This is a genomic window from Streptomyces sp. NPDC088197 (genome assembly GCF_044741185.1).
Lineage (GTDB): Bacteria > Actinomycetota > Actinomycetes > Streptomycetales > Streptomycetaceae > Actinacidiphila.
Window position 1 is genome coordinate 50,735 of the sequence record NZ_JBIUSD010000004.1, and the last position, 21,961, is coordinate 72,695.

Sequence of the window (21,961 nt, forward strand, 5' to 3'; positions counted from 1 at the left end):
TGGTCGGTACGTCGTCGCAGGTCAACGGCGTTGCCACGGACGGCGACCGACCACTGACGCAGGGCGGGATTCGACCGCTGAGGACGGGTTTGCGCAGGTGGTGGGGGCCGGTCAAGTCGGTTGACACCCCATGCGTCCAGCGAACACGATCGACTGGTAAGCGCATTCTGCGGCTGGGCACGCCACTGGTCAGTCCGGGCGCGGGCCGAGCATCCGGGGGGAACGGTCATGACGCGCGGCTCGAACGGCACCACCCCGCTCATCCGCGGGTTTCTGCGGCAGGCCCGCAAGGATTACGCGGGGCCGCCGGAGCCGGGCAGCGGGCACACGGGACACCGCCCCGCCGGGCTGAGCCAGCAGGCGGTGGCGCACCGGATGGACATCTCGCCGCGGCTGTACCAGGACTGGGAGGGCGGCGGCCGGCCGGTGCCGGTCCACCGGCTGGACAGCCTCGCGAGCACCCTCGGCCTCGACCCGTACCAGCGCGACGAGTTGTGGTTCATCGTGACCGGCGGCTTCGCGCCGACCGGCCCGGCCCAGCCGGACCTGGAGGCGATGAGCGGCTGGCGGCTGTACCTGCGCGCGCTCCAGGTGCCCGCGCTCGTTCTCGACAGCACGTGGCGGATCCACGAGGACAACGCGGCCTGGCGCGGCCTGTTCGAGCCCGAGGGCCAGCGGCCGCCGGCGAATCTGCTGCGCTTCATCCTCTTCTCGCCCTACGCGCGCCGCCTGTGCGGGGATTGGCAGGCGAGTTGGGCGGTGCCGTACCTGCGGCAGCTCAGGCTGGAGGCGGGGATCAGCGAAGAGCCGGAGCTGCGGCGTATCGTCGCGGAGCTGCAACTCGATCCGGAGCTGGGCGTGTTGTGGCAGACGGTCGGCCGGGGCGGACGGATGGCGCTGCACAACGACGGTCAGGTCCGGCTGCTGATCCCGCCGGGCGGCCGTGCCCCGTACCGCGTACGCACCCTGGTCTCCTCCCCCGCCCACAACCCCCGTGTGCGGATGGTGACCTTGCTGCCGACACCCGTCGAGGCGACCGTGATCGCCCACGAACCGCTGGTGTCGCTGCCGCCGACCGCCGCGTGACATCGGTGACGAGAGCGGCGCGAGCGACGGGAACGGCGGGATCGGTGGCATCGGCGGGAGCACGGCCGCGGGCCCGGAGCGCATCTTCCGTACCCGCGGCCGAACGCCTCGCGACGCCTTACGGCTGTCGCGGTCCTCGCGGCTGACGCGGTGGTCGCGCTGTTGACGCCGTGAGCGCCGTGAGCGGCTTGCGCGCTGTTCGCGCTGTTCGCCGCGTCAGCGGATCGTGACCTTGACGACGTTGGAGATCCCGCCACCGCCGACGATGCGCAGGTTGTTGAGGCCCTTGATGCCCAGCTTGACCCGCAGGTTGTACGTGGCGTCGTGGTTGGTGTTCATCGAGGCGGGCAGCGAGACCCAGCGCTTGCCCTGCATCTGCTGGAGCGTCACCCGCGTGCCGACCTTGATGTTCTTGGTCGCGCCGTAGATCCGGAACTGCTGCCATGCGTTGATCGCGCTGACCGTCGCCTTGGCGGTGATGGCGGGTCGGGCGACGGCGGGCGCCACGGCGACGCTGTCCGCCGCGACGGCCTGGGCCACGGGGGCGGTCAACAGCGTGAGGGCGGTGAGACCGGTGGCACAGGCTCGCGAGAAGCGAAGCATGAAGGCTCCTACGGGGTGAACTCTGACATTTCGTCACATCGTAGGAGCCTGTCGCCACTTCACCGGAGAGTGACGCGCCGGGGCGGGCACGGGATTCCGGTCAGGAACCGCCGGGCTCCGGACCCTCGTCCGCAGCCGTGCCGGTGCCAGTGCCAGTACGTGCGTCCGTGCCCGCCCCCGGACCCGCGCCCGCATCCAGACGGTCTCCTCACCGCGCTTCAGAGCGTGTCCTCACCGCGTTCCAGCAGCGTGGCCGCGGAGCCGACGATGCGCGGGTCGGGCGTACCGACCACCTCGTCGTCCCTGTCCGCGTAGTCGAAGCGGGCGAGGACGCTGCGCATGGCCTCGACGCGCGCCCGCTTCTTGTCGTTGCTCTTGACCACCGTCCACGGCGCGTAGGCGGTGTCCGTCTCACGGAACATCGCCACCTTGGCGGCGGTGTAGTCGTCCCAGCGGTCGAGTGAGGCGAGGTCCATCGGGCTGAGCTTCCACTGCCGCACCGGGTCGACCTGCCGGATGGTGAACCGGGTGCGCTGCTCGTCGCGCGAGACCGAGAACCAGAACTTCACCAGGTGGATGCCGTCGTCCACCAGCATCCGTTCGAAGGCCGGGGCCTGCCGCATGAAGCGGTGGTACTCGTCGTCCGAGCAGAAACCCATGACCCGCTCGACGCCCGCCCGGTTGTACCAGGAGCGGTCGAACATCACGATCTCGCCCGCGGTCGGCAGGTGGGCGACGTACCGCTGGAAGTACCACTGCCCGCTCTCGCGCTCGGTCGGCTTCTCCAGGGCTATCACCCGTGCGCCGCGCGGGTTCAGGTGCTCGATGAACCGTTTGATGGTGCCGCCCTTGCCCGCGGCGTCCCGGCCCTCGAAGACGATGACCAGCCGCTGGCCGGTCTCCTTCACCCAGCTCTGGAGTTTCAGCAGTTCGATCTGCTGGAGCCGCTTGTGCAGTTCGTACTCGGGCCGCTCCATCCGCGTGTCGTACGGGTAGTTCTCCCGCCAGGTGTCGACGACGCTGCCGTCCGCCCTGACCAGGACCGGGTCGTCCTGGTCGGTGTAGTCGACATGCATGCCCGCAAGGAGTGCGGAGCCGTCGGTGCCTGCGCTCATCACTCGCCCGCCCTTCGCCGGTGGAACCGTCAGTGGACCCGGTGGTCCTCAGCCACCGCGGGTGGCCTCAGTGGAACTGCGGAATGATCAGATACAGCCCGTAGAGCACCGCGCACGCGCACGCCAGGAAACACGCCCCGGCGCCCGCGAGCTGTCCCGTGCCGCTGCCGCCCGACGCCCGTACGGTGTCGCGGGCGGAGAGCGCGAGCACCCCGACCGCGAAGACCACGACCACGCCGACGGTGACGCCGAAGCTCACCGCGGCCACCTCGCCCAGCGCGTTCCAGTCCACACTCATACTGCTGTTCCCCTTTTCCCCGATGATGCCGGTGATTCCGGTGGCGTCGCCGCTCAGACGCCCGCGCCGGCGGGCGCGGCGGGACGGACGGACGTGGTGTGGCCGTGGTTCACATTGTCGGCGTGGACCGGGTTGCGGCGCGAGAGGACGACGATGCCGCCCGCCACCGCGACGGCGATCAGCGCGATCACCACGACGCCCGGCGTACCGCCGTGCACGACGACACTCGCGGCCACCGCGCCGACCGCCGCGGCCGAGGGCAGCGTCACCAGCCAGGCGAGCGCCATCCGGCCCGCGGTGCCCCAGCGGACCTCGGCGAGCTTGCGTCCCATGCCCGCGCCGAGGATGCCGCCGGAGCAGACCTGCGTGGTGGACAGGGCGAAGCCCAGATTCGCGGAGGACAGGATGACCGCGGTGGACGCCGACTCCGCGGCGAAGCCCTGCGGCGACTCGATGTCGACCAGGCCCTTGCCCATGGTGCGGATGATCCGCCAGCCGCCCAGGTACGTGCCGAGCGCGATGGCCAGGCCGGCGGCGAGGATCACCCAGACCGGCGGACCGGCGTCGTGGCCGAGCGCTCCGCAGGAGATCAGCGCGAGGGTGATGACGCCCATCGTCTTCTGCGCGTCGTTGGTGCCGTGCGCCAGCGAGACCAGCGAGGCGGAGGCGATCTGGCCGATCCTGAAGCCCTTGGAGACGGTGTCCTTACGGGCCCGGCCGGTGAGCCGGTAGGCGAGGTACGTCGCGGCGAGCGCCGCGAGCCCGGCCACGACAGGCGAGGCCACGGCGGGGATGAGGATCTTCTCGACGACCTTGCCGAAGTGGACGCCGTGCCGGCCCGCACCGACCCACACGGCGCCGATCAGGCCGCCGAAGAGCGCGTGCGAGGAACTGGACGGCAGTCCGAGCAGCCAGGTCATGAGATTCCACAGGATGGCGCCCACCAGGCCCGCGAAGATCATGCCGGGGGTCACCAGCGCGTCGTCGACGATGCCGCCGGAGATCGTCTTCGCGACTTCCGTCGACAGGAAGGCGCCCGCCAGGTTCAGCGCGCCGCTGAGCAGGACGGCGACCTTCGGCCGCAGCGCTCCCGTGGCGATGGACGTGGCCATCGCGTTGGCGGTGTCGTGGAAACCGTTGGTGAAGTCGAAGGCCAGGGCCGTGACGATGACCAGTGCCACAAGGAATGTGATGTGGTCCATGTGCCCAGGGAAGCAGCCCCCGGCGTACGCACGGGGAAGGGCGGGTGAAGGACCGGAGTGAAGGAGTGGGCGGACCCGCGCCGGGCGGTGCTTGACTGGTCTCACGCGGGGAGGTAGGGAGATCCCGTCACCGCGCGGACGGTGCGAATGGGGGGAACCATGAAGCCGCTCGAAGCGGGTGATCCCACTTCCGTGGGCGAAGGCAGATACCGGCTGGCCGGCCGGCTCGGCCAAGGCGGTATGGGTGTGGTGTACTTCGGCCGGTCGCGGTCCGGCCGGGCGGTGGCGGTCAAGGTCGTACGCCCCGAGTTGAGCACCGAGCCGGGATTCCGGCGCCGCTTCGCCGACGAGGTGGCGGCGGCGCGCCGGGTCGGCGGCTTCCACACCGCGCCCGTGGTGGACGCCGATCCGCACGGCGAACCGGCCTGGCTGGTCACGGCGTTCGTGCCGGGTCCCACGCTGGCGGACGTGCTCGCCGATGTCGGCGCGCTGCCGACGGACACCCTCACGGTGCTGGCGGCCGGGCTGGCGGAGGCGCTGGAGGCGATCCACCGGGCGGGGGTGATCCACCGCGACTTCAAACCCGCGAACATCATCGTGGCCGAGGACGGCCCGCGCGTCATCGACTTCGGCATCGCCCGCGCCCTCGACGGCACGGCGCTGACCCAGACCGGGCTCCAGATCGGCACCCCCGGCTTTCTCGCGCCCGAGCAGCTGACCGGCGGTCAGGTCAGCGCGGCGGTCGACATGTTCGCGCTGGGCGTGGTGCTCAGCCAGGCGGCGGGAGGCGCGCCTTTCGGTGACGGTCCGTCAGCGGCCCGGCACTACCGGGTCGTTCACGAGTCGCCGGACCTCAGGGCGGTACCTGACGAACTTCGCGCGCTGGTGGCCGCGTGTCTGTCGAAGGAGGCCGCGGCGCGGCCCACCCCTTCGGAGTTCCTGAGCAGGCTGACGGTACGTCACCCGGATGACGGCGACTGGCTGCCCGCCGAGGCGACGGCGCTGCTGACGCGGGTGGTGCCGCAGGCCGTACCGCCCGCGGTCTCGACGCCCCCGCCCCACGCCGCCGGGCCCGCCGCCGCGTCCGCGCCGACCGCCTCCTACGCGGGGCCCCCGGCGGGGAGTTCGCCGTCGCCGCTCGCGTCCCCGTACGGTCCGGGGCAGGGGTACGGCGGCCCGCCGACGCCCGCGCCCACCCCGACGCCCGGTTTCGGTCCGCCGTCGGGGCCGCCGCGCGACCGGCGCAAGGGGACCGCGGCCGTGGGTCTTGTCGTGGTGGCCGCCGCCGTCGCGGGGGCGCTGGTCTGGCATCCGTGGACGTCCGGCTCCGCGAAGGACGACAACGCGGGCTCTCCTTCGGGCGGGCACACCACGACCGCCTCGTCGGCGCCGCCGACCCCGGCGCCGTTCCCCGATGTGCCGCTGCTGGTCCGGGTGGACACCGCCCCCGGCTGGCCCGCCACCTGCCACTCCTACATCGCGCTGCGCGACAGCACGACCGACCGCCTCAAGCGGCTCGCGTCGGGCAGCCCGTGCGACTTCCTCCCCAAGTGGTCGCCCGACCGCAAGACCGTCGCCTTCACCCGCAGGACCGCCCAGGACACCTCGGTGTGGACGGTCGGCGCCGACGGCACCGGCGCCAAGCGAATCGCCGAGACCTCGGGCGGCCGGGTCTCCTGGTCTCCCGACGGCGGCAAACTGGCCGTGCTGCGCAAGACCGGCGGCGTCCAGCAGCTCTACGTCGTGGACGTCGCGGACGGCTCCGCCCAGCAGATGACCACCGGCAACACGCGTATCGAGGACCCTTCCTGGTCACCGGACGGCACCCGTATCGCGATCTGCGTCGAGAAGGGGACGGGCAACTGGCAGATCAACATGGTCGATCCGACGACGCCGGGCGCCGCCCCGCAGCGGATCACCGACCTGCCCCGGCCCGCCCTCGACCCGGTCTGGTCCCCCGACGGCAAGGTCTTCGCCTACACCTCGGGCGACTACGGCAAGGGCACGCAGGGCGACATCCGCCTCGTCGGCACCGACGGCACCGGCGACCGGCCGCTGGCCGCCACCCCGGCCCACGAGATGGACCCCGACTGGTCTCCCGACGGCGCGTGGGTGGCCTTCGTCCGCGGCCCGCTCGCCACTCCCGAGATCTGGGCGGTCCGCGCCGACGGCACCGGCGAACGGCGGCTCAGCACCGACGCGGCCACGGAAGGGCACCCCGCCTGGGCGGTCAAGGGCGGCGGCTGAGCCCGGGGTCGGGCGACCGGTCCGACCGATACGGCGACGAGCACGGTCGCCACCGCCGTACGCGACGCCCCGGCGGCGCCCTGATTCGACGATTCGGCATCCCCCCTGCCCCGGCATGTCCACCGCGCGGCGGACCTCGCCGCGCGCCGCCACAAGCAGCGCGAAAAGCGTGAGAGTTGACTCTCATACATTGCGAGAGGACACTCTCACGCCATGGAACCGGGTAACCGTTTGGGAGACATCGAGATCACCGACCCCAAGGCGATGCGCGCGCTCGCGCATCCGGTGCGGTTGGCGATCCTGGAGCACCTGCAACGCAACGGGCCCGCGACGGCCACCGTGCTCGCACCCCGCGTCGGGGCGACGCCTTCGGTGACGAGCTGGCATCTGCGGCATCTCGCGGGCTTCGGGCTCGTCCGGGACGCGGACCCCGATCCGGACGCCGGGGGCGACGGGCGACGGGACCGGCGTGAGCGGCGGTGGCAGGCGGTCGCGCGCGGCTTCCGCTTCGAGGTGCCGGAGGACGACGGGGACGAGGAGGGCCGCTCGGCGGCGCGGCTGCTCTCGCGTGAGATGTTCCTGCGCTCCGCCGATCTGCCGGCCCGCTGGGCGGCCACCGTGGAGCCCGGCCTCGATCCCGCGTGGCGGCGGCTCTCGGGGCTCGCCAACACGCGCGTCGTGGTGACGCCCGAGGAGGCCGCCGCCATCGAGGACGGGATCGAGCGCGTGCTCGCGCCCTATGTGACGCGGGACGCGGCGGACCGCCCGGCCGCCGCCCGCTCCGTACGCCTGCTGCGCTACACGCTCCCTGAAGGTGAACCTCAAGGTGAGGGTGAAGTTCCGGCTGAGGTTGAGGCACAGGGCCGCGTACCGGGCACGGACTCGGGCGCGGACTCGTATACGGATACGGATACCGGTACGCGTACGGCCGCGCGTAAGGACGGCGACGGCGGCGGCACCCGGTGACCGCCGCAGCGACGCGACCGCCCCCGATATCCGTGGCACGCGACCGCCGCTTCGTCCGCTTCTGGGCCGGCCAGAGCGTCTCGCAGTTCGGCGACCGGATCAGCGAACTGGCCCTGCCGCTGATCGCGGTGAGCGCGCTGCACGCCTCCGCCAACCAGGTGGCGTGGCTGACCGCGCTGATCTGGACACCGAATCTGCTGGCGATCGTCCTGGGCGCGTGGGTCGACCACCAGGCCCGCAAGCGCGGCCTGATGGTGGCCGCGGATCTGATCCGCGCCGGGGTGCTGCTGTCGCTGCCCGTCGCGTACCTGGCGGGGGCGGTGACGCTCGGTCAGCTCTACGCGGTGGCGCTGCTGATCGGCGCCGCCGAGGTGCTGTTCAACACCTCCTATCCCCCGTTCTTCGCGCACCTCGTGCCGCGCTCGTCGTATGTGGACGCGAACAGCAAGCTCAGCGCGAGCCGGTCCGCGTCGTATGTCGCGGGTCCTGCCGTGGGCGGCGCGCTCGTGCAGGCGCTGACCGCGCCGGTGGCCGTCGTGGTCGACGCGCTGTCCTTCCTCGCCTCGGCCGTGCTGATCGGGCGGATCAGGATCGACGAGCCGCCGGTCGCCGCGGGCGGGCGGGACGCGCCGCTGCTGCGGCGGGCGAAGGAGGGGCTGGCGTTCGTCGTACGGCACCCGGTGCTGCGGGCCGGGCTCGGCACCTCGACCACTGTCAACTTCTTCACCTTCGTCTCCGGCAGCGGTCTGATGGTGCTCTTCGCCACCAGGAACCTCGGTCTGTCGGCGGGCTTCATCGGCCTGGCCTTCGGCATCGGTTCCACGGGCGCGCTGCTCGGCGCGGTCCTGGCGCCGCGGATCTCACGCTGGATCGGGATGGGGCGCAGCATCGCGATCGGCGCGGTGCTCTTCCCCGCGCCGATCGCGCTGGTGGCGGTCGCCGACGGGCCACCGTGGGTCGGCGCCGTGGCGCTGACCGGCACCGAGTTCCTTTCCGGCCTCGGTGTCATGCTCTTCGACGTCAACCTCAACTCCCTTCAGGCGTCCGTGATCCCCGACGGGATGCGCAGCCGGGTCTCCGGCGCGTACGCCACGGTCAACTACGGCATCCGTCCGCTCGGCGCGGTCGTCGGCGGCGTGCTCGCGACCTTCCTCGGGCTGCGTACGACCCTGCTGGTCGCGGCGGTCGGCGGGGCGCTGTCCGTGCTGTGGCTGCTGCCGTCGCCGGTGCCCGGCATCCATTCGATCGACCAGGACGAGCGCCCGGAGGACACCACGAACGCCGAGGACACGGCAGGGACGGCAGACACGGCGGTCGGCGAGGAGGTGGCGGACACGGCAGCGGCCGACGGCGCGGTGGCCGCCGGCCGCCGGCGGGGCCGTCGAGACGAGCAGGATCAGGAGGTGGCGCCGTGACCGGGGGTCAGGGCGTGGCGCCGTACACCTGGACCTCGTAGAGCGAGTAGCCGTACGCCGTACCGCGCGCCGTGCCGTTGACGCGGACGTAGCGGCCGGTGCCGGTGAGGCCGGTCAGGTCCTCGGTGCCGCCCTTGCCCGCGGTGGTGGAGTAGACCGTGGTCCAGGCGGCGCCGTCCGGGGAGGTCTGGACGGTGTAGCTCTTGGCGTAGGCGGCCTCCCAGCTCAGCTTCACCCGGCTGATGTGCGCGCTCGTGCCCAGGTCGACCCGGATCCACTGCGGGTCGGAGCCTTCCTTGCTGGCCCAGCGGGTGGAGGTGAGGTCGCCGTCGACCGCCTTGCTCGCGGGGTAGGCGGTGGATTCGGTGGAGGAGGCGGTGGCGGACCTGCCCTGCGAGAGCAGGGTGTCACCGCCGCCCGGTGGCGGTCCCGTGCCGCCGGAGGGGGTGAAGTTCCACTGGCTCGCGGCCCCGGAGCAGCTTCCGGCGGTGAGCGTCGAGCCGCTCGCCCGGAAGCACTTCTGCCCGGTCTGGATGTCGGAGACGGTGAGATTCGGGTTGACCGACCACTGCTGGTTCGGGCCGCCGTCGCAGGCCCTGAGTGTGATCGACGAGCCGGACAGGGTCGCGCAGAGATTGTTGCTGATCAGGAAGGCGCCGTGGAAGGTGAACGCCTGCGCTGCGGAGCCGGTGCAGGCCGCCGTGTCCAGCTTGGTGCCGCTGGCCGAGCTGTTCCCCGGATTGTCCAGGCACTGCCCGGTGGAGACGTTCTTGTACTGGCCGACGGTGGTGGTCGGCCGGGCTCCGCCGTAACAGGCGCCGGTCTTGGTGTTGAAGACGGGCGTGGCGTCGTACGGCTCGTTGGACGGCGGGTCCACGACGACGGGTTCGAGCACCGGAGTGCTGTCGTCGTTGTAGTGGGTCAGCGCGTCCTCGCAGTCGATGGCGTCGAAGGCGTTGCCGCCCTGGCCGCCGAGCCAGAGGTCGAAGTGGTACAGATTCGGGCCGCCGTTGGGGCCGTGGCCGCTCCAGTCGGCGCCGCACTCCTCGCAGGAGTCCTCCATGACGAAGTACTTGCCGACCCTTGGCACCCAGATCCGCGTGCCCGCCGGTATCTCCTTGGTGGACGAGGCGAAGGTGATCGGGTCGGCGTAGGTCCCGGTGCCGCCGGCCGTGTCGTGCAGGCCGGGGTAGGAGATGTCGCCGCCGGGCGGGGTGTTGTCGTACCAGCCGTAGAAGGTGAGGAACGCCTGCCGGTCGGTGGCGGCCGCCGCCGCGGGGGACTTCGGGGCGGCCGAGGCGTACGGGGTCGCGCCGACGAGCGCGGCCATGACGGCCAGGACGAGGGCGCACAGGACGGCCGCGCCGCGCGGGGTACGGAGGCGGCTCATGCGGCCGGGCTCCAGTAGTCGCCCGCCATCACGATGTACACGAGCATCTTGATGGTCTCGCCGTAGTAGGCGTCCTCGAAGGGGTTGGAGGCGAGCTGCTTCCAGATCGCGTCGGTCCACGCCTGGTCGCCGGAGGCCATGGCGGCGGGACCGGCCGAGTCCCCGGCCTCCTCCGCCTCGGTGTCGCCCGAGACGTTGCCGTTGGCGCAGTTGAGCTTGATGTGCGGCTGGACCTTGGCCGGGTTGCCGCCGGACAGCGACTTCAGGCAGGCGGACTCCTTCTTCGCCGCGCCGTAGGCCACGGCGGCGATCGAGGAGCCGTTGACCAGGGCGTCGGTGCCCAAGTGCCAGGGCACGCGCAGGGAGTTGTAGCCGACGATGTTGTCCGGCTGGTCCTCCTGGTAGTCGGCGGGGGCGGGCTTGGGGCTGGTGGTGTTGGCGTTGACGACGAAGTCGGAGAGCAGTCCGGCGGACGAGGAGTAGCCCGCGGTGAACTCGCTGATCACGGCCTCGGTGCGGGTGACGACCTTGTTCCAGTCGTGCGCGGTGTCGTAGGCGGCGAAGGCGCGCAGGTGGTCGAGCATCATGTCGGACGGCCGGGTGTCCGTGGTGGGGCCGTCGTCCTCGCACTTGAGGTGGCCGTCGGGCGCGACGTCGTGGGCGTAGAAGGAGGCGAGCCACGCCTTGGCGTCCGCTGTGTAGCCGCCCCACTGCTTGTCGGCGAGGATCAGGCCGTAGCCGATGTCGAGGTCGCCGTCGGTGGCCGAGTCCGGGGTGCCGCTGTCGGTGTACTTGCAGGTCTTGCCGTCGAGTTGCCACTGCATGAGGCCGTCGGCGTCCTTGTGGTCCTTGACGAGCTGCCACAGGCCGTCGAACTCGGCCTTGGCGTCGCTGTCGTAACCGGCCATCAGGGGCACGATGTTCATGCCGTAGCCCTGGGCCTCGGAGACCGTGCCGTTGTGCGGGGCGTCGTCGTCGCCCTTGGTCGAGACGTAGTACTCGTTGGAGGCGCAGCCCTTGACCAGGTAGGCGCTCTTCCAGGAGTCGTACGCCTTCTTCACCGCCGCGTCGCGGGTGGTCTGCGTCGCGGAGGGCAGCACGCCCACCTTGTACGTGGTGTGCGCGGGGAACGGGTGCGCCGGGGCGGTGGCGGCGTCGGCCGTTCCGCCGCCCGCGGTCGCCAGCAGGCCGAAGGACGCGCAGGCGGCGACCGTACAGGCCGCCAGCCTCCTCGTCCTCATCTTCACGGGTCGTGGCATCTTCCAACTCCTCGTCGGTTGTGGGGTACGGCGCCGGGCACGGGAGCGCGCACCGGGCAGGAGAGGGTCGTCGCGATAGTTAGGAAAGGTTCCTAACCTGCTTGAGGAGTAAGAGTGTTGCTCCGGACGCGGCGCGTCAAGGGGTCGCGCGCGGACCTTGACCTGACCGGGATTCAGGTACGTGACGCCGTCGCGGACTTCGGCCCGGCCGACCGGCCCGGCACCGGCTCATGCGAGCAGGTCGGCGACCGCGGCGATCCCTTCCGTGACGGCGCGCTCGTTCACATTGCCGAATCCCAGGACGAGTTGGGCCGGGGACTGCGCGCCCGTCGAACGGAACGCGCTCATGCCGTAGAGGCCGACCGCGCGGCCACGGGCGGCGGCGATGACGGAGTGTTCGGTGACGCCGGGCCGCGCGGCGGCGTCGAGGTGCGCCACGGCGTGGAAACCGGCGGCCAGGCCGCTGAGCCGGATGGCGGGCGCGTGCGCGGCGAGCGCCGCCTTGAGTGCTTCGCACCGGGCCCCGTAGACCCCGCGCATCCGCCGCAGATGGCGGTCGAAGCGGCCCGATTCGATCAGCCGGGCCAGGGCCAGTTGGTCGAGGGTGGGTGAACCGCGGTCGCTGAGATGCTTGTCGGCCACGATCGCGTCGATGAGCGCGGGCGGGCAGAGCAGCCAGCCGATCCGCAGCGCGGGCACCAGCGATTTGCTGACGGTGCCGATGGCGACGACCCGGTCGGCGGCCAGGCCCTGGAGCGCGCCGACCGGCTCGCGGTCGTAGCGGAACTCGGCGTCGTAGTCGTCCTCGACGACCACGGCGTCCCTGCGCACCGCCCACTCGATCAGTGCCAGGCGCCGCTCGGGCGCCAGCACCACGCCGGTCGGCCACTGGTGGGCGGGGGTCACGACGACCGCGCGGGCGCCGGTCGCTTCCAGCGCGGTCACGTCGACGCCGTGCTCGTCGACGGGTACGGGGACGGCGGTCAGGCCCGCCGCCGCGGCCGCCGGCCCGATCACGGCGTGGGAGCCGGGGTCCTCGTACGCCACGGTGCGGACGCCGGACCGGGCGAGCGCGCGCAGGGTCAGGGCGAGGCCCTGGGCGTACCCGGAGCAGATCACGGTCCGCTCCGGGTCGGCCGCGGCGGCCCGTACCCGGCGCAGGTATCCGGCCACCACCTCGCGCAGCAGCGCGTGGCCGCGCGGGTCGCCGTAGTCGAGGGCCGAGGCGGGCATGGCGCGGACCGCCTCGCGCATCGCCCACAGCCAGTCGGCGACGGGGAACGCGGCCAGGTCGGGGACGCCCGCCTGGAAGTCGGCGAGCAGGCGCGGTGCGGGCGGCCTCCTCGGCTGCGGCGCGGGCGGCGCGCAGGCCCCGGCGGCGACGCGGGTCGCGGAGCCGACCCGCGTGACCAGATAGCCCTCGGACTGGAGCTGGGCGTAGCAGTCCTGGACGAGGCCGCGCGAGACGCCGAGGGCCGAGGCCAGTTCCCGGGAGGAGGGCAGTCGCTCGCCGACCTGGAGCCGGCCGGATCTGATCGTGTCCCGCACCCCGCGTTCGAGCTGCGACCGCAGCGGTTCCGTACTGTCCCGGTCGATCACAAGCAACAGTTCCGGCGACAAACCGGACCACTCCAGCGGCATGAAAATGGAGCTTACCCGGGTACCGGCCGCACCCCTAGCGTCAATGCCATGACGACCACGACGCGCGCCTCCGACGCCGCCGACCCCGCCGCGCAACCAGATGCCGACGACCCCTCGGAGCCCGCCACCTGCCGTGAGCCGACCCCGGCCCCGGAACCCGCCTCGGCCTCGGACCGAGATCCGCGCCTGGACGCGGGTCCTGCCCAGGGGCCCGGCTCGGGCCGGGATCCGGGCCTGACCTCGGCTCCCGCCGAGAGGCCCGGCTCGGGCGAGGAGACGGCTCTCTCCACGGGCCACGCACCGGAGCCCGGCTCCGGCAAAGAGGCGAATCCGGCTTCGGGCTCCGCCCAGGAGCCCGGCTCGCGCCAGGAGTCGGGGCCGGACTCGGGTCCCGCCCAGGGGGGCGGCTCGGGGCAGGCTCGGGACTGCTCGTCGGCCGCTCGCGGTCCGGCGGCGACCGGCTCGGGGGCAGGGGCCGGGTCGAGCGGCGTGCGGCCGACGCTGGTGACGCGGGAGTTGCTGTTGCGCTGCGCCACGATCGTCGGCGCGTCGGCGAGCTTCTTTCTGCTGTTGTCGGTGGTGCCGCTGTACGCGGAGCGGTCCGGCGCGAGTGGCGGGGCGGGGCTGGCGTCGGGGACGCTGATGCTGGCCACTGTCTGCGGCGAGCTGGCCACGCCTCGGCTCGTCGCCCGGTACGGGTACCGGCGGGCGCTGGCGGCCGGTCTCGTGCTGCTCGGCGCGCCCGCCCTGGTACTGACCGCGTCGGACGGCATGGCGTGGATCGCGGCGGTCTGCTTCGTCCGGGGCGTGGGCTTCGCCCTGACCATCGTCGCGGGCGGCGCGCTGACCGCGACGCTCATCCCCGCCGAGCGGCGGGGCGAGGGCCTCGCGCTCGCGGGCGCCATGGAGGGGGTGCCCTCGTTCATCGCGCTGCCGCTCGGGGTGTGGTTCGCCGCGCACGTCGGATACACCGCCGTCTGCGTGGCCGGTGGGCTGCTGGCGCTCGCCGCCGTCGCGGTCGTTCCCGCGCTGCCGGGACACGCGCCGGCCGGGGACGGGCACAAGGCGGCGGTGGGTGTGCTGGCCGGATTCCGTACCGGCGCGCTGGCCAGGCCCACCGCGGTCTTCGCGACCACCGCGCTCGGCGTGGGGATCATCGTGACCTTCCTGCCGCTCGCCGTGCCCTCCGGCGCGACCGGCCTGGTCGCCGCGGCCCTCTTCGTACAGCCCGCCGCGTCCACCGCGGCCAACTGGTTCGCCGGACGTAGCGGCGACCGGCACGGCTCGCAGCGCCTCGTGCTGCCCGCCCTGCTGCTGTCGGCTTCCGGGCTGCTGCTCACCGCTCTCACCGGCAGCGCGGTCGCGGTCCTCACCGGCGTCGCCCTCTTCGGCGTCGGCTTCGGCATGGCCCAGAACGCGACGCTGGCCCTGATGTACGCGCGCGTCCCGGAGTCCGGCTACGGCACGGTCAGCGCGCTGTGGAACTCCGCGTACGACGCCGGGATGGGTTTCGGCGCCCTCGGATACGGCGCGCTGGCCGCCGCCACGGGCTATCCGCTCGCCTTCACGCTCACCGCGGGCCTGATGCTCGTCGCGCTCGTACCGGCCCTGGGCGACCGGCGCCGCCCGTCCGTCGCCGCGCGGTGAGCCCCCGCAGTCGCGGTGCCGACCCCGCCCGGGCGGTCAGCCCTCGCCGCGGGCCGCGGCCTGGCGGCGGCGCTTGCCGAGGGCGGCCTGCGACAGGTCCTCGGCGTTCGAGGTGAGGTTCTTCCAGCCGTAGCCGCGCTCGGTCAGCCAGCCGCGGGCGGCGGCCTCGGCGCGCTCCGTGGCCTCCAGGATGTCCTCCTCCGCCTCGCCCGAGTCCAGGTAGCGGAAGGTGAAGAAGGGGCGGGCCGCGAGGTCGTAGGTCAGGGTGCCCTCGGCGGTGAAGGCGGCGTGCAGGATGTCGTGCTCCGCCGCCCGCGCGAGGAGTGCGGTCCGCTGGTCCGCGGTGAGCGCGTCGAAGGCGCCGCGGACGGTGATCCGGAAGGTGCGTGTACTCATCCCCGGATCGTAGGCAGCCGGTCGGCGATCGGCGTACCGGTTTTCCCGGCGAACCGTGGCGGCCGTGGTGATCGCGACGACCGCGGCGGCCGGGCAGACCGGGCGCCCGGCCGTCCGGTGCCGCCTCTCCCCCGCGGCCGGCCGCTCGTCCCGCCTTGTGCTTGACAGGCACTCCCGATGCTGATTTTTTAGCTGTCATACGCCCGAACCGAATGGTCGGTCGGTGCATCCACAAGGTGGTGGGCAGCGGTGACTCAGGGCAGCGACGCCAGGCTCGACACGGGACCGGCACCGGGTCCGCCCCCGGACGCGGTGCGAGCGGCCGCGCGAGGGACCACGGACGGGGCCGAAAACGGGGCCGGGATCGCGGCGGCGCAGGCGATGTTCTCGGCCGACCGGGCGTCGAAGGGGCTCGGCATCGAGCTGCTGCACCTCGGTGAGGGCGTCGCCGTCGTGCGGATGGTCGTCACCGCCGCGATGGTCAACGGGCACGGCACCGCCCACGGCGGCTATCTCTTCCTGCTGGCCGACACCGCCTTCGCCTGTGCCTGCAACACCGACGGGGCGGCGACCGTCGCCGCGGCGGCGGACATCGACTTCGTCGCCCCGGCCCATGAGGGCGACGCGCTGCTGGCCACCGCCCGCGAGCGGGCACGATTCGGCCGCAGCGGGATCTACGACGTACAGGTGCGGCGCGGCGACGAGCTGATCGCCGAATTCCGCGGCCGGAGCCGTACGCTGCGCGGCGCCGACGCGAAGGAGACCTCGTGAGCCACCTGGGCGGGACGACCCCGCGGGAGACCCCGGACGCGGCGGAGCGGATGACCCGCGCGGAGCTGACGGACCTTCAGCTAACACGGCTCCAGGCGACGTTGCGCCACGCGTATGCCCATGTGGAGCTGTACCGGCGGAAGTTCGACGAGGCGGGTGTCGTACCCGCCGACTGCCGGACGCTGGAGGATCTGGCGCGCTTCCCCTTCACCACCAAGGCCGATCTGCGCGACACGTACCCCTTCGGGATGTTCGCCGTGCCGATGTCCGAGGTGCGCCGGGTGCACGCGTCGAGCGGCACCACCGGTCGTCCCACGGTGGTCGGTTACACCGAGGGCGATCTGTCGATGTGGGCCGACGTGGTGGCCCGTTCGATCCGCGCGGCGGGCGGCCGTCCCGGCGACAAGGTCCATGTCGCCTACGGATACGGCCTGTTCACCGGGGGCCTGGGCGCGCACTACGGCGCGGAGCGTGCGGGCTGTACGGTCATCCCCGCGTCGGGCGGCATGACGGCCCGTCAGGTGCAGATCATCCAGGACTTCGAGCCCGAGATCATCATGGTCACCCCGTCGTACATGCTCACGCTGCTCGACGAGTTCGAGCGGCAGGGCGTCGACCCGCGCGGCACCTCGCTGCGGGTGGGGATCTTCGGCGCGGAGCCGTGGACGGAGCAGATGCGCCGCGAGATCGAGGAGCGCTTCGCCATCGACGCCGTCGACATCTACGGCCTGTCGGAGGTGATCGGCCCCGGCGTGGCGCAGGAGTGCGTGGAGACCAAGGACGGTCTGCACATCTGGGAGGACCACTTCTATCCGGAGGTGGTCGACCCGCTGACCGACGACGTCATGCCGCAGGGCGAGAGCGGTGAGCTGGTCTTCACCTCGCTCACCAAGGAGGCGCTGCCGGTGATCCGGTACCGCACCCGCGACCTGACGCGGCTGCTGCCCGGTACCGCGCGGCCCGCCTTCCGCCGGATGGAGAAGGTCACCGGCCGCAGCGACGACATGATCATCCTGCGCGGGGTGAATGTCTTCCCGAGCCAGATCGAGGAGATCGTGCTGCGGACGCCCGGTGTCGCGCCGCACTTCAGGATCGAGCTGACCCGGCGCGGCCGGATGGACCACATGACCGTCTACGCCGAGGCCAGGGCGGAGGCCGGTACGGAGCTGCGGGACGCGGGCGCGGCGGCCATCGCGCAGGGCGTCAAGGACGGTGTGGGCGTGAGCGTCGAAGTGCGGGTCGTGGACCCGGAGACGCTGGAGCGCTCGGTCGGCAAGATCCAGCGGGTCAAGGACCTGCGGGCGAAAGAATGAGCGCGAAGGGCCGAGCGCGAAGGCTGCGGACGAAGGACTGTGTACGAAGGGCTGAGGACGAAGGGCTGAGGACGAACGGTTGAGGACGAACGGTTGAGGGTGCGGGCCCCAGCCCCAGCCCCGGCCCGCACCGCACCCGTCAAAGCGGCGGGCGGACCTCCGTACAGGAGGTCCGCCCGTCTGTGCTGTGCGCACACGCCGTACGGCCGCCCCCGCGGAGCGGCCGTACGCGTCCTACTCGATGTCGATCGGGCCGTCGGACGACGTGCCCTTGCCGCCCTTCCCCTTGCCGTTGCGGCCGTCGCCCGGGTGCGTCAGACCGCGCAGCGCGGGCAGGTTGTCCGAGCTGTGCGAGTCCGAACCGGAGCCACCCTCGCCGCCGTTGAGGTTGTTGCGGACCGAGTCGAGGATCGTCAGCCCCTGGCTGACCAGGCCCGCCGCGATCTCGCTGAGCCCGTCGGCGCCGTTGAGTACGTTGACATTGGCTCCGGCCAGACCGCCGGCCGCCTCCTTCACGATCAGCGGGAGCTGGTCGATCAGCATGCGGTCGAGCGCCACCCGGTCGTGCGAGGCCGCCGCGGCGGCCTGGATGCGCATCCGCTCGGCGTCGGCGACGGCGAGCACCCTGATCCGCTCGGCCTCCGCCTCAGCGGGTTTGACGATCTCCGCCACAAGCTGCTGCTGGCGCAACTCGGCAGCGCGCAGCGCCAGTTCGGTCTGCGCGGCGAGCACTTCCTGCTGCGCGTGCGCCTGGGCGAGCGGGCCCGCCTGCGCGGCCTCGGCCTGCGCGCGGTCGACCTGCGCCGAGTACTCGGCCTGAACGACGGCGGTCTGCCGGGCGTACTCCGCCTGGTTCCTGGCGGCGATCTGCTGCGCCTCCACCGACGCCTGCGTGGCCTGGGCCTGCGCGATCTGCGCCTGCCGCTGGATGGCGGCCTTGTGCGGCGCCGACATGGCGTCGATGTAGCCGGTCTCGCCGTCGTCGATGGACTGGATCTGCAACGAGTCGACGCTCAGGCCGATCTTCGCCATCTCCGTCTTGGAGGTCTCCAGCACCTCGGAGGCCAGTTTCTGCCGCTCGGTGACGATCTCCTCGACCGTCATCGAGCCGATGATCGACCGCAGGTGACCGGCGAAGATCCGGCCGGTCAGAATCGACATCTGGTCCTGGTCGGACAGGAAACGCTGTCCGGCGTTGACAATGCTCTCGTGGTCGTTGCCGACCTTGAACGCGATGACGGCCTTCACCGTCAGCGCGATGCCCTGCCGGGTCACACAGGTCTCGGCGACTTCCGCCTCGCACATCGCGAGCGTGATGAACCGGGTCTTGCGGAAGACCGGCAGAACGAACTTTCCGTGGCCGGTGACCACACGGAACGGCGCACCCCCCAGTCCACGCCGACCGCCCGAGATCAACATCGCCTCGTCCGGCGCGGGAACGCGGTAACCGAACATCCTTTGTCTCCTTCATGTGCGCCGGCTCAGTCGGCCAGCGCGTCCAACGGGTCGGCCCACTCGATGACGTCCACCTGGCGTGTGCCACGCGAGTCCACCACCAGCACGGTCGCCCCCTTAGGCAGGGGTTCCTCGGACCAGGCGAGGAAGGTCTCGCTGCCTCCTCTGACCCGCACGTAGACCTCACCGGGTCCGGCGAGGCCGCGCGTGCCGATGAGCAGCTCCCCCGTACAACCGATCACGGCTTCGTCCTGCGCCATTCCCGGCCGCCCCTCACTTCTCGTGTCCGTTCCGGTCCTGGAATCTCCGTCTCATTCATCCTCCCACCAGCGGCCTCTTCCGGTCCGTCACCGGTCCGTACCAAATACGGAACGCCGCACCGTACCGCTCATCCGTGGATGGCGATTGGACGCGCCACCGGGGTCCCGCTCGTGCCAGGGTGTGGGAAGACCGTTCCTCTGCTGGGAGGCTGGATGTTCCGGGGCTTCACCGCGCCCTTGTCAGGCAGGACCGAGCGCGACCGTACGACGGCCGCCTCCGCGTTGGCGTACATCCGTACCGAGACGGGCAGCGCGGCCGTGCTGCTCGCGGCCACCCTGGTGGCGCTGGTCTGGGCGAATGTCGCGCCCGGCGGCTACGAGTCGGCGTGGGCGACGCACCTGTCCTTCCGCTTCGGGGACCACGGGCTCGACCTGGACCTGCGGGAATGGGTGAACAGCGGGCTGATGACGCTGTTCTTCCTGGTCGTCGGCCTGGAGGCGCGGCGCGAGTTCGACATGGGCGAGCTGCGCGACCGGCGCCGTATCCCGCTGCCCATGCTGGCCGGGATCAGCGGCATGGCCGTACCGATCGCGATCTACCTCATGGTGAACGCGGGCCGGTCCTCGGTGCACGGCTGGGGCACCGCGATGTCCACCGACACGGCTTTCGCGCTGGGCATGCTGGCGCTGCTCGGCTCGCGGTTCCCCGAACGGCTGCACACCTTCATCCTGACCGTCGCCGTCGTGGACGACTTCCTGGCGCTCGGCGTGATCGCGGTGGCGTACAGCGACCACATCTCGTGGACGCCGCTGATCGTCGGGATCGGCGTCCTGCTGGTGGTGTACGCGGTCCGCAGCGCCGGTGTGCGGCGCGGCGCGGTCTACGGGGTGCTGGGGGTGATCGCCTGGGTGGCGTTCCTGCATTCCGGGGTGGACCCGCTGGTCGTCGGTCTGATCATGGGCCTGCTGTCCTTCGCCTACCCGGCGTCGCGGGACGCGCTGGAGCGGGCGACGGGGCTGTTCCGGTCCTTCCGCGAGCAGCCGACCGCGGAGCTGGAGCGCGAGGCGCGGCTGGGCCTGGCCTCCGCGGTCTCCCCCAACGACCGGCTCCAGCGGCTGTGGCACCCGTGGAGCAGCTACGTGATCGTGCCGCTGTTCGCGCTGGCCAACGCGGGGATCGAGATCAACGGCTCGCTGCTGGCCGACGCCTTCACCTCGCCGATCACGCTCGGCATCCTGCTGGCGTACGGGCTCGGCAAGCCGATCGGCATCGTGGGCGCGTCCGCGCTGGCCACCAGGCTGAGCCGGGGCCGCATGCGGCCGTCGGTCGGCTGGGCGGCGGTGCTGGGCGGCGGTTCCATCGCGGGTATCGGCTTCACGGTGTCGCTGCTGATCGCGACGCTGGCCTTCGACGGGGACCAGCTCGCGCAGGCGAAGATCGGCGTGCTCAGCGCCGTCGTCTTCGCCATGCTCAGCACGACGGTGGTCGCGCTGGTCGCCGGGCGGCTGCCGGAGACGCGCAGGGCGCGTGCCCTGCTGGGCACCGCGGAGTCCGTCGTGGACCTCGTCGAGCCCGTCGACCCGGCCCGCGACCATGTCCGCGGGCCGGTGGACGCGCCGGTGACGATCGTGGAGTACGGCGACTTCGAGTGCCCCTTCTGCGGCCAGGCGGAGACCGTCGTACGCGAGCTGCTCGCCGACTTCGGCGACAGCGTCCGCTACGTGTGGCGGCACCTGCCGCTCAACGACGTGCACCCGCACGCCCAGCTCGCCGCGGAGGCGTCGGAGGCCGCCGCCGAGCAGGGCCGCTTCTGGGAGATGCGGGACCTGCTCTTCGAGCGGCAGGACGCGCTCAAGGTGCGCGATCTGCTGGACCACGCGCGGGAGATCGGGCTCGACGTGGCGCTGTTCAAGGAGTCGCTGCACAAGCGGCACGGCGCGCGGCGGATCGCGAAGGACGTGGAGTCCGCCGACCTGAGCGGGGTGTCGGGCACCCCGACCTTCTTCATCAACGGCCGCCGCCACCATGGCGCGTACGACATCGACAGCCTGTCCGCGGCGGTGATCTCGGCGCGCGAGCGGGCGCTGGTGGAGCAGGGCGGGGCGGAGGCGTAGGGGACCCCCGGACGGGGCCTACGCCGCCGCCTCCGCGGGGGCTCGCGCGCTCCGGGGTCTCAGGGGTGGAGGGAGCGGACCGCGCGGGGGACGCCGGGGGCCTGGTGACCGCCGCTGGCGATCATCCGCACCTCGCCGTCCGCGCTGATCTCGGCGCGGACGATCCCCGTCTCGTCCTCGTAGACCGGGTAGCCGCCCGCGCCGGATTTCTCGGTCCTGCGTACGACGACGACGTCGTCCTCCACCGCGGGGGCCTGGAACACCAGCTCGTAGATCTCCGGGTAATCCATATAGGACCTCCTGACCCGCCCATCATCTCCCGCGACGCCCCGGCCCGCCTCTGGGGACCCGGCCGGTACGCCGTCGGTCGCGGCGGTGGCGCGGAAGCGGACGGACACGGTCCCGGAGGGGCTCGGGAGGACGGGTCGAAAGGCGGACAGACAGGTGAACGCGGACAGAAAGATGAACAACGTGTCACACCGGCCGGTCGAGGGCGCCGGTCCGCTGACACACCGGCCGCCGCTGTGGTTCCCTGGCGTCATGACCCCGCTGCTCGTGATGCGCCGCCACGTGGACTACGGGCGTGTCACGAACATGGCCTGTCCCGCCGTGCGCTGACGTCGCGCTCTCGACGTCCTGCCGCCCGCAACGGCCGCTGATCAGCCCCTTTCACCACGCAAGGCGCGTTCCCGTGCCGCGCCGTGCCACCGCCGGGTGCCGTCCTCGCCGCCCGCCGTACGGGTCGTCGCGGCGGCGGTCCGCGCGCCGGACACATCCGCACA

20 protein-coding genes are annotated in these 21,961 nt (G+C 72.2%); 9 read left to right on the forward strand and 11 right to left on the reverse strand.

All coding sequences use genetic code 11. The features are described from left to right. Positions 1-228 precede the first annotated feature (228 nt). Positions 229-1,086, forward strand: coding sequence for a helix-turn-helix domain-containing protein (locus ACIOC1_RS12275; protein ID WP_401853714.1), 858 nt, complete (start codon positions 229-231; stop codon positions 1,084-1,086). 216 nt (positions 1,087-1,302) lie between these two features. Here ACIOC1_RS12275 and ACIOC1_RS12280 read toward each other — a convergent pair whose 3' ends face one another. The 4 genes from ACIOC1_RS12280 to ACIOC1_RS12295 all read right to left on the reverse strand — a co-directional run bounded on the left by ACIOC1_RS12280 (position 1,303) and on the right by ACIOC1_RS12295 (position 4,304). After that, on the reverse strand, positions 1,303-1,689 hold the full coding sequence (locus tag ACIOC1_RS12280; protein ID WP_401853716.1) for a hypothetical protein: 387 nt from the start codon (positions 1,687-1,689) through the stop codon (positions 1,303-1,305). 218 nt (positions 1,690-1,907) lie between these two features. Continuing rightward, positions 1,908-2,804 carry a polyphosphate kinase 2 gene (gene ppk2 / locus ACIOC1_RS12285; protein WP_355340826.1) on the reverse strand — a complete coding sequence of 299 codons (897 nt, stop codon included), beginning with the start codon at positions 2,802-2,804 and terminating at the stop codon, positions 1,908-1,910. A gap of 67 nt (positions 2,805-2,871) precedes the next feature. Then, positions 2,872-3,102, reverse strand: coding sequence for a hypothetical protein (locus tag ACIOC1_RS12290; protein ID WP_391161891.1), 231 nt, complete (start codon positions 3,100-3,102; stop codon positions 2,872-2,874). A gap of 53 nt (positions 3,103-3,155) precedes the next feature. Beyond that, a complete protein-coding gene (locus ACIOC1_RS12295; protein WP_391044897.1) occupies positions 3,156-4,304 on the reverse strand; it encodes an inorganic phosphate transporter in 1,149 nt (382 codons plus the stop codon). Between the two features lie 192 nt (positions 4,305-4,496). On the opposite strand from ACIOC1_RS12295, the gene ACIOC1_RS12300 reads away from it, so the two are divergent. The 3 genes from ACIOC1_RS12300 (at position 4,497) to ACIOC1_RS12310 (ending at position 8,932) form a co-directional block, all read left to right on the forward strand. Beyond that, on the forward strand, positions 4,497-6,551 hold the full coding sequence (locus ACIOC1_RS12300) for a protein kinase (protein WP_401853719.1): 2,055 nt from the start codon (positions 4,497-4,499) through the stop codon (positions 6,549-6,551). Positions 6,552-6,782: 231 nt separating this feature from the next. Beyond that, on the forward strand, positions 6,783-7,517 hold the full coding sequence (locus tag ACIOC1_RS12305; RefSeq protein WP_401853721.1) for an ArsR/SmtB family transcription factor: 735 nt from the start codon (positions 6,783-6,785) through the stop codon (positions 7,515-7,517). A 32-nt stretch (positions 7,518-7,549) separates the two neighbouring features. Next, complete coding sequence (locus ACIOC1_RS12310; RefSeq protein ID WP_401853724.1) at positions 7,550-8,932, forward strand: MFS transporter; 1,383 nt, start codon at positions 7,550-7,552, stop codon at positions 8,930-8,932. Positions 8,933-8,939: 7 nt separating this feature from the next. Here ACIOC1_RS12310 and ACIOC1_RS12315 read toward each other — a convergent pair whose 3' ends face one another. From ACIOC1_RS12315 to ACIOC1_RS12325, 3 genes are all read right to left on the reverse strand, one after another. Then, positions 8,940-10,322, reverse strand: coding sequence for a discoidin domain-containing protein (locus ACIOC1_RS12315; protein ID WP_401853726.1), 1,383 nt, complete (start codon positions 10,320-10,322; stop codon positions 8,940-8,942). After that, complete coding sequence (locus ACIOC1_RS12320) at positions 10,319-11,581, reverse strand: glycosyl hydrolase family 8 (RefSeq protein WP_391044911.1); 1,263 nt, start codon at positions 11,579-11,581, stop codon at positions 10,319-10,321. The genes ACIOC1_RS12315 and ACIOC1_RS12320 overlap by 4 nt, the downstream gene beginning before the upstream one ends. Positions 11,582-11,809: 228 nt before the next feature. Then, positions 11,810-13,222 (reverse strand): aminotransferase class I/II-fold pyridoxal phosphate-dependent enzyme, encoded by a 1,413-nt coding sequence (locus tag ACIOC1_RS12325; RefSeq protein ID WP_391044912.1) that lies wholly within the window; start codon positions 13,220-13,222, stop codon positions 11,810-11,812. Positions 13,223-13,270: 48 nt separating this feature from the next. Between ACIOC1_RS12325 and ACIOC1_RS12330 the strand changes: the two genes are divergently transcribed. After that, entirely contained in the window at positions 13,271-14,869 is a 1,599-nt protein-coding gene (locus tag ACIOC1_RS12330) for an MFS transporter (RefSeq protein ID WP_401853729.1), read from the forward strand. A 36-nt stretch (positions 14,870-14,905) separates the two neighbouring features. Here the strand turns inward: ACIOC1_RS12330 and ACIOC1_RS12335 are convergent, their stop codons facing one another. Continuing rightward, positions 14,906-15,265: a DUF6204 family protein gene (locus ACIOC1_RS12335; protein WP_355340856.1), complete on the reverse strand. Its 360-nt coding sequence runs from the start codon at positions 15,263-15,265 to the stop codon at positions 14,906-14,908. 381 nt (positions 15,266-15,646) lie between these two features. Between ACIOC1_RS12335 and paaI the strand changes: the two genes are divergently transcribed. Both paaI and paaK read left to right on the forward strand, forming a co-directional pair. Further along, positions 15,647-16,036, forward strand: a complete 390-nt coding sequence (gene paaI / locus ACIOC1_RS12340) for a hydroxyphenylacetyl-CoA thioesterase PaaI (protein WP_401312777.1) — start codon at positions 15,647-15,649, stop codon at positions 16,034-16,036. A 50-nt stretch (positions 16,037-16,086) separates the two neighbouring features. After that, positions 16,087-17,349, forward strand: a complete 1,263-nt coding sequence (paaK, locus tag ACIOC1_RS12345) for a phenylacetate--CoA ligase PaaK (protein WP_355341323.1) — start codon at positions 16,087-16,089, stop codon at positions 17,347-17,349. A 234-nt stretch (positions 17,350-17,583) separates the two neighbouring features. Here the strand turns inward: paaK and ACIOC1_RS12350 are convergent, their stop codons facing one another. Together ACIOC1_RS12350 and ACIOC1_RS12355 are read right to left on the reverse strand one after the other, a co-directional pair. Further along, entirely contained in the window at positions 17,584-18,804 is a 1,221-nt protein-coding gene (locus tag ACIOC1_RS12350; protein WP_401853732.1) for a flotillin family protein, read from the reverse strand. A 26-nt stretch (positions 18,805-18,830) separates the two neighbouring features. Then, the gene (locus ACIOC1_RS12355) at positions 18,831-19,064 is read right to left on the reverse strand and encodes a hypothetical protein (RefSeq protein ID WP_188285579.1); all 234 of its coding nucleotides are present in this window, start codon (positions 19,062-19,064) and stop codon (positions 18,831-18,833) included. A gap of 213 nt (positions 19,065-19,277) precedes the next feature. Here ACIOC1_RS12355 and nhaA point away from each other — a divergent pair, with 213 nt between their 5' ends. Next, positions 19,278-21,179 carry a Na+/H+ antiporter NhaA gene (gene nhaA, locus ACIOC1_RS12360; RefSeq protein WP_355340864.1) on the forward strand — a complete coding sequence of 634 codons (1,902 nt, stop codon included), beginning with the start codon at positions 19,278-19,280 and terminating at the stop codon, positions 21,177-21,179. Between the two features lie 59 nt (positions 21,180-21,238). Here the strand turns inward: nhaA and ACIOC1_RS12365 are convergent, their stop codons facing one another. Then, positions 21,239-21,469, reverse strand: coding sequence for a DUF6296 family protein (locus ACIOC1_RS12365; RefSeq protein WP_355340867.1), 231 nt, complete (start codon positions 21,467-21,469; stop codon positions 21,239-21,241). A gap of 172 nt (positions 21,470-21,641) precedes the next feature. Here ACIOC1_RS12365 and ACIOC1_RS12370 point away from each other — a divergent pair, with 172 nt between their 5' ends. After that, the gene (locus ACIOC1_RS12370; RefSeq protein ID WP_355340870.1) at positions 21,642-21,797 is read left to right on the forward strand and encodes a hypothetical protein; all 156 of its coding nucleotides are present in this window, start codon (positions 21,642-21,644) and stop codon (positions 21,795-21,797) included. The last annotated feature ends 164 nt before the right edge of the window (positions 21,798-21,961 follow it).

Bases quoted from the DNA above. Each gene is read 5' to 3' on its own strand.
- ACIOC1_RS12275 (WP_401853714.1), top strand. From the start codon at position 229: ATGACGCGCGGCTCGAACGGCACCACCCCGCTCATCCGCGGGTTTCTG.
- ACIOC1_RS12280 (WP_401853716.1), bottom strand. From the start codon at position 1,689: ATGCTTCGCTTCTCGCGAGCCTGTGCCACCGGTCTCACCGCCCTCACG.
- ppk2 (WP_355340826.1), bottom strand. From the start codon at position 2,804: ATGAGCGCAGGCACCGACGGCTCCGCACTCCTTGCGGGCATGCATGTC.
- ACIOC1_RS12290 (WP_391161891.1), bottom strand. From the start codon at position 3,102: ATGAGTGTGGACTGGAACGCGCTGGGCGAGGTGGCCGCGGTGAGCTTC.
- ACIOC1_RS12295 (WP_391044897.1), bottom strand. From the start codon at position 4,304: ATGGACCACATCACATTCCTTGTGGCACTGGTCATCGTCACGGCCCTG.
- ACIOC1_RS12315 (WP_401853726.1), bottom strand. From the start codon at position 10,322: ATGAGCCGCCTCCGTACCCCGCGCGGCGCGGCCGTCCTGTGCGCCCTC.
- ACIOC1_RS12320 (WP_391044911.1), bottom strand. From the start codon at position 11,581: ATGCCACGACCCGTGAAGATGAGGACGAGGAGGCTGGCGGCCTGTACG.
- ACIOC1_RS12325 (WP_391044912.1), bottom strand. From the start codon at position 13,222: ATGCCGCTGGAGTGGTCCGGTTTGTCGCCGGAACTGTTGCTTGTGATC.
- ACIOC1_RS12330 (WP_401853729.1), top strand. From the start codon at position 13,271: ATGACGACCACGACGCGCGCCTCCGACGCCGCCGACCCCGCCGCGCAA.
- ACIOC1_RS12335 (WP_355340856.1), bottom strand. From the start codon at position 15,265: ATGAGTACACGCACCTTCCGGATCACCGTCCGCGGCGCCTTCGACGCG.
- paaI (WP_401312777.1), top strand. From the start codon at position 15,647: ATGTTCTCGGCCGACCGGGCGTCGAAGGGGCTCGGCATCGAGCTGCTG.
- paaK (WP_355341323.1), top strand. From the start codon at position 16,087: ATGACCCGCGCGGAGCTGACGGACCTTCAGCTAACACGGCTCCAGGCG.
- ACIOC1_RS12350 (WP_401853732.1), bottom strand. From the start codon at position 18,804: ATGTTCGGTTACCGCGTTCCCGCGCCGGACGAGGCGATGTTGATCTCG.
- ACIOC1_RS12355 (WP_188285579.1), bottom strand. From the start codon at position 19,064: ATGGCGCAGGACGAAGCCGTGATCGGTTGTACGGGGGAGCTGCTCATC.
- nhaA (WP_355340864.1), top strand. From the start codon at position 19,278: ATGTTCCGGGGCTTCACCGCGCCCTTGTCAGGCAGGACCGAGCGCGAC.
- ACIOC1_RS12365 (WP_355340867.1), bottom strand. From the start codon at position 21,469: ATGGATTACCCGGAGATCTACGAGCTGGTGTTCCAGGCCCCCGCGGTG.
- ACIOC1_RS12370 (WP_355340870.1), top strand. From the start codon at position 21,642: ATGAACAACGTGTCACACCGGCCGGTCGAGGGCGCCGGTCCGCTGACA.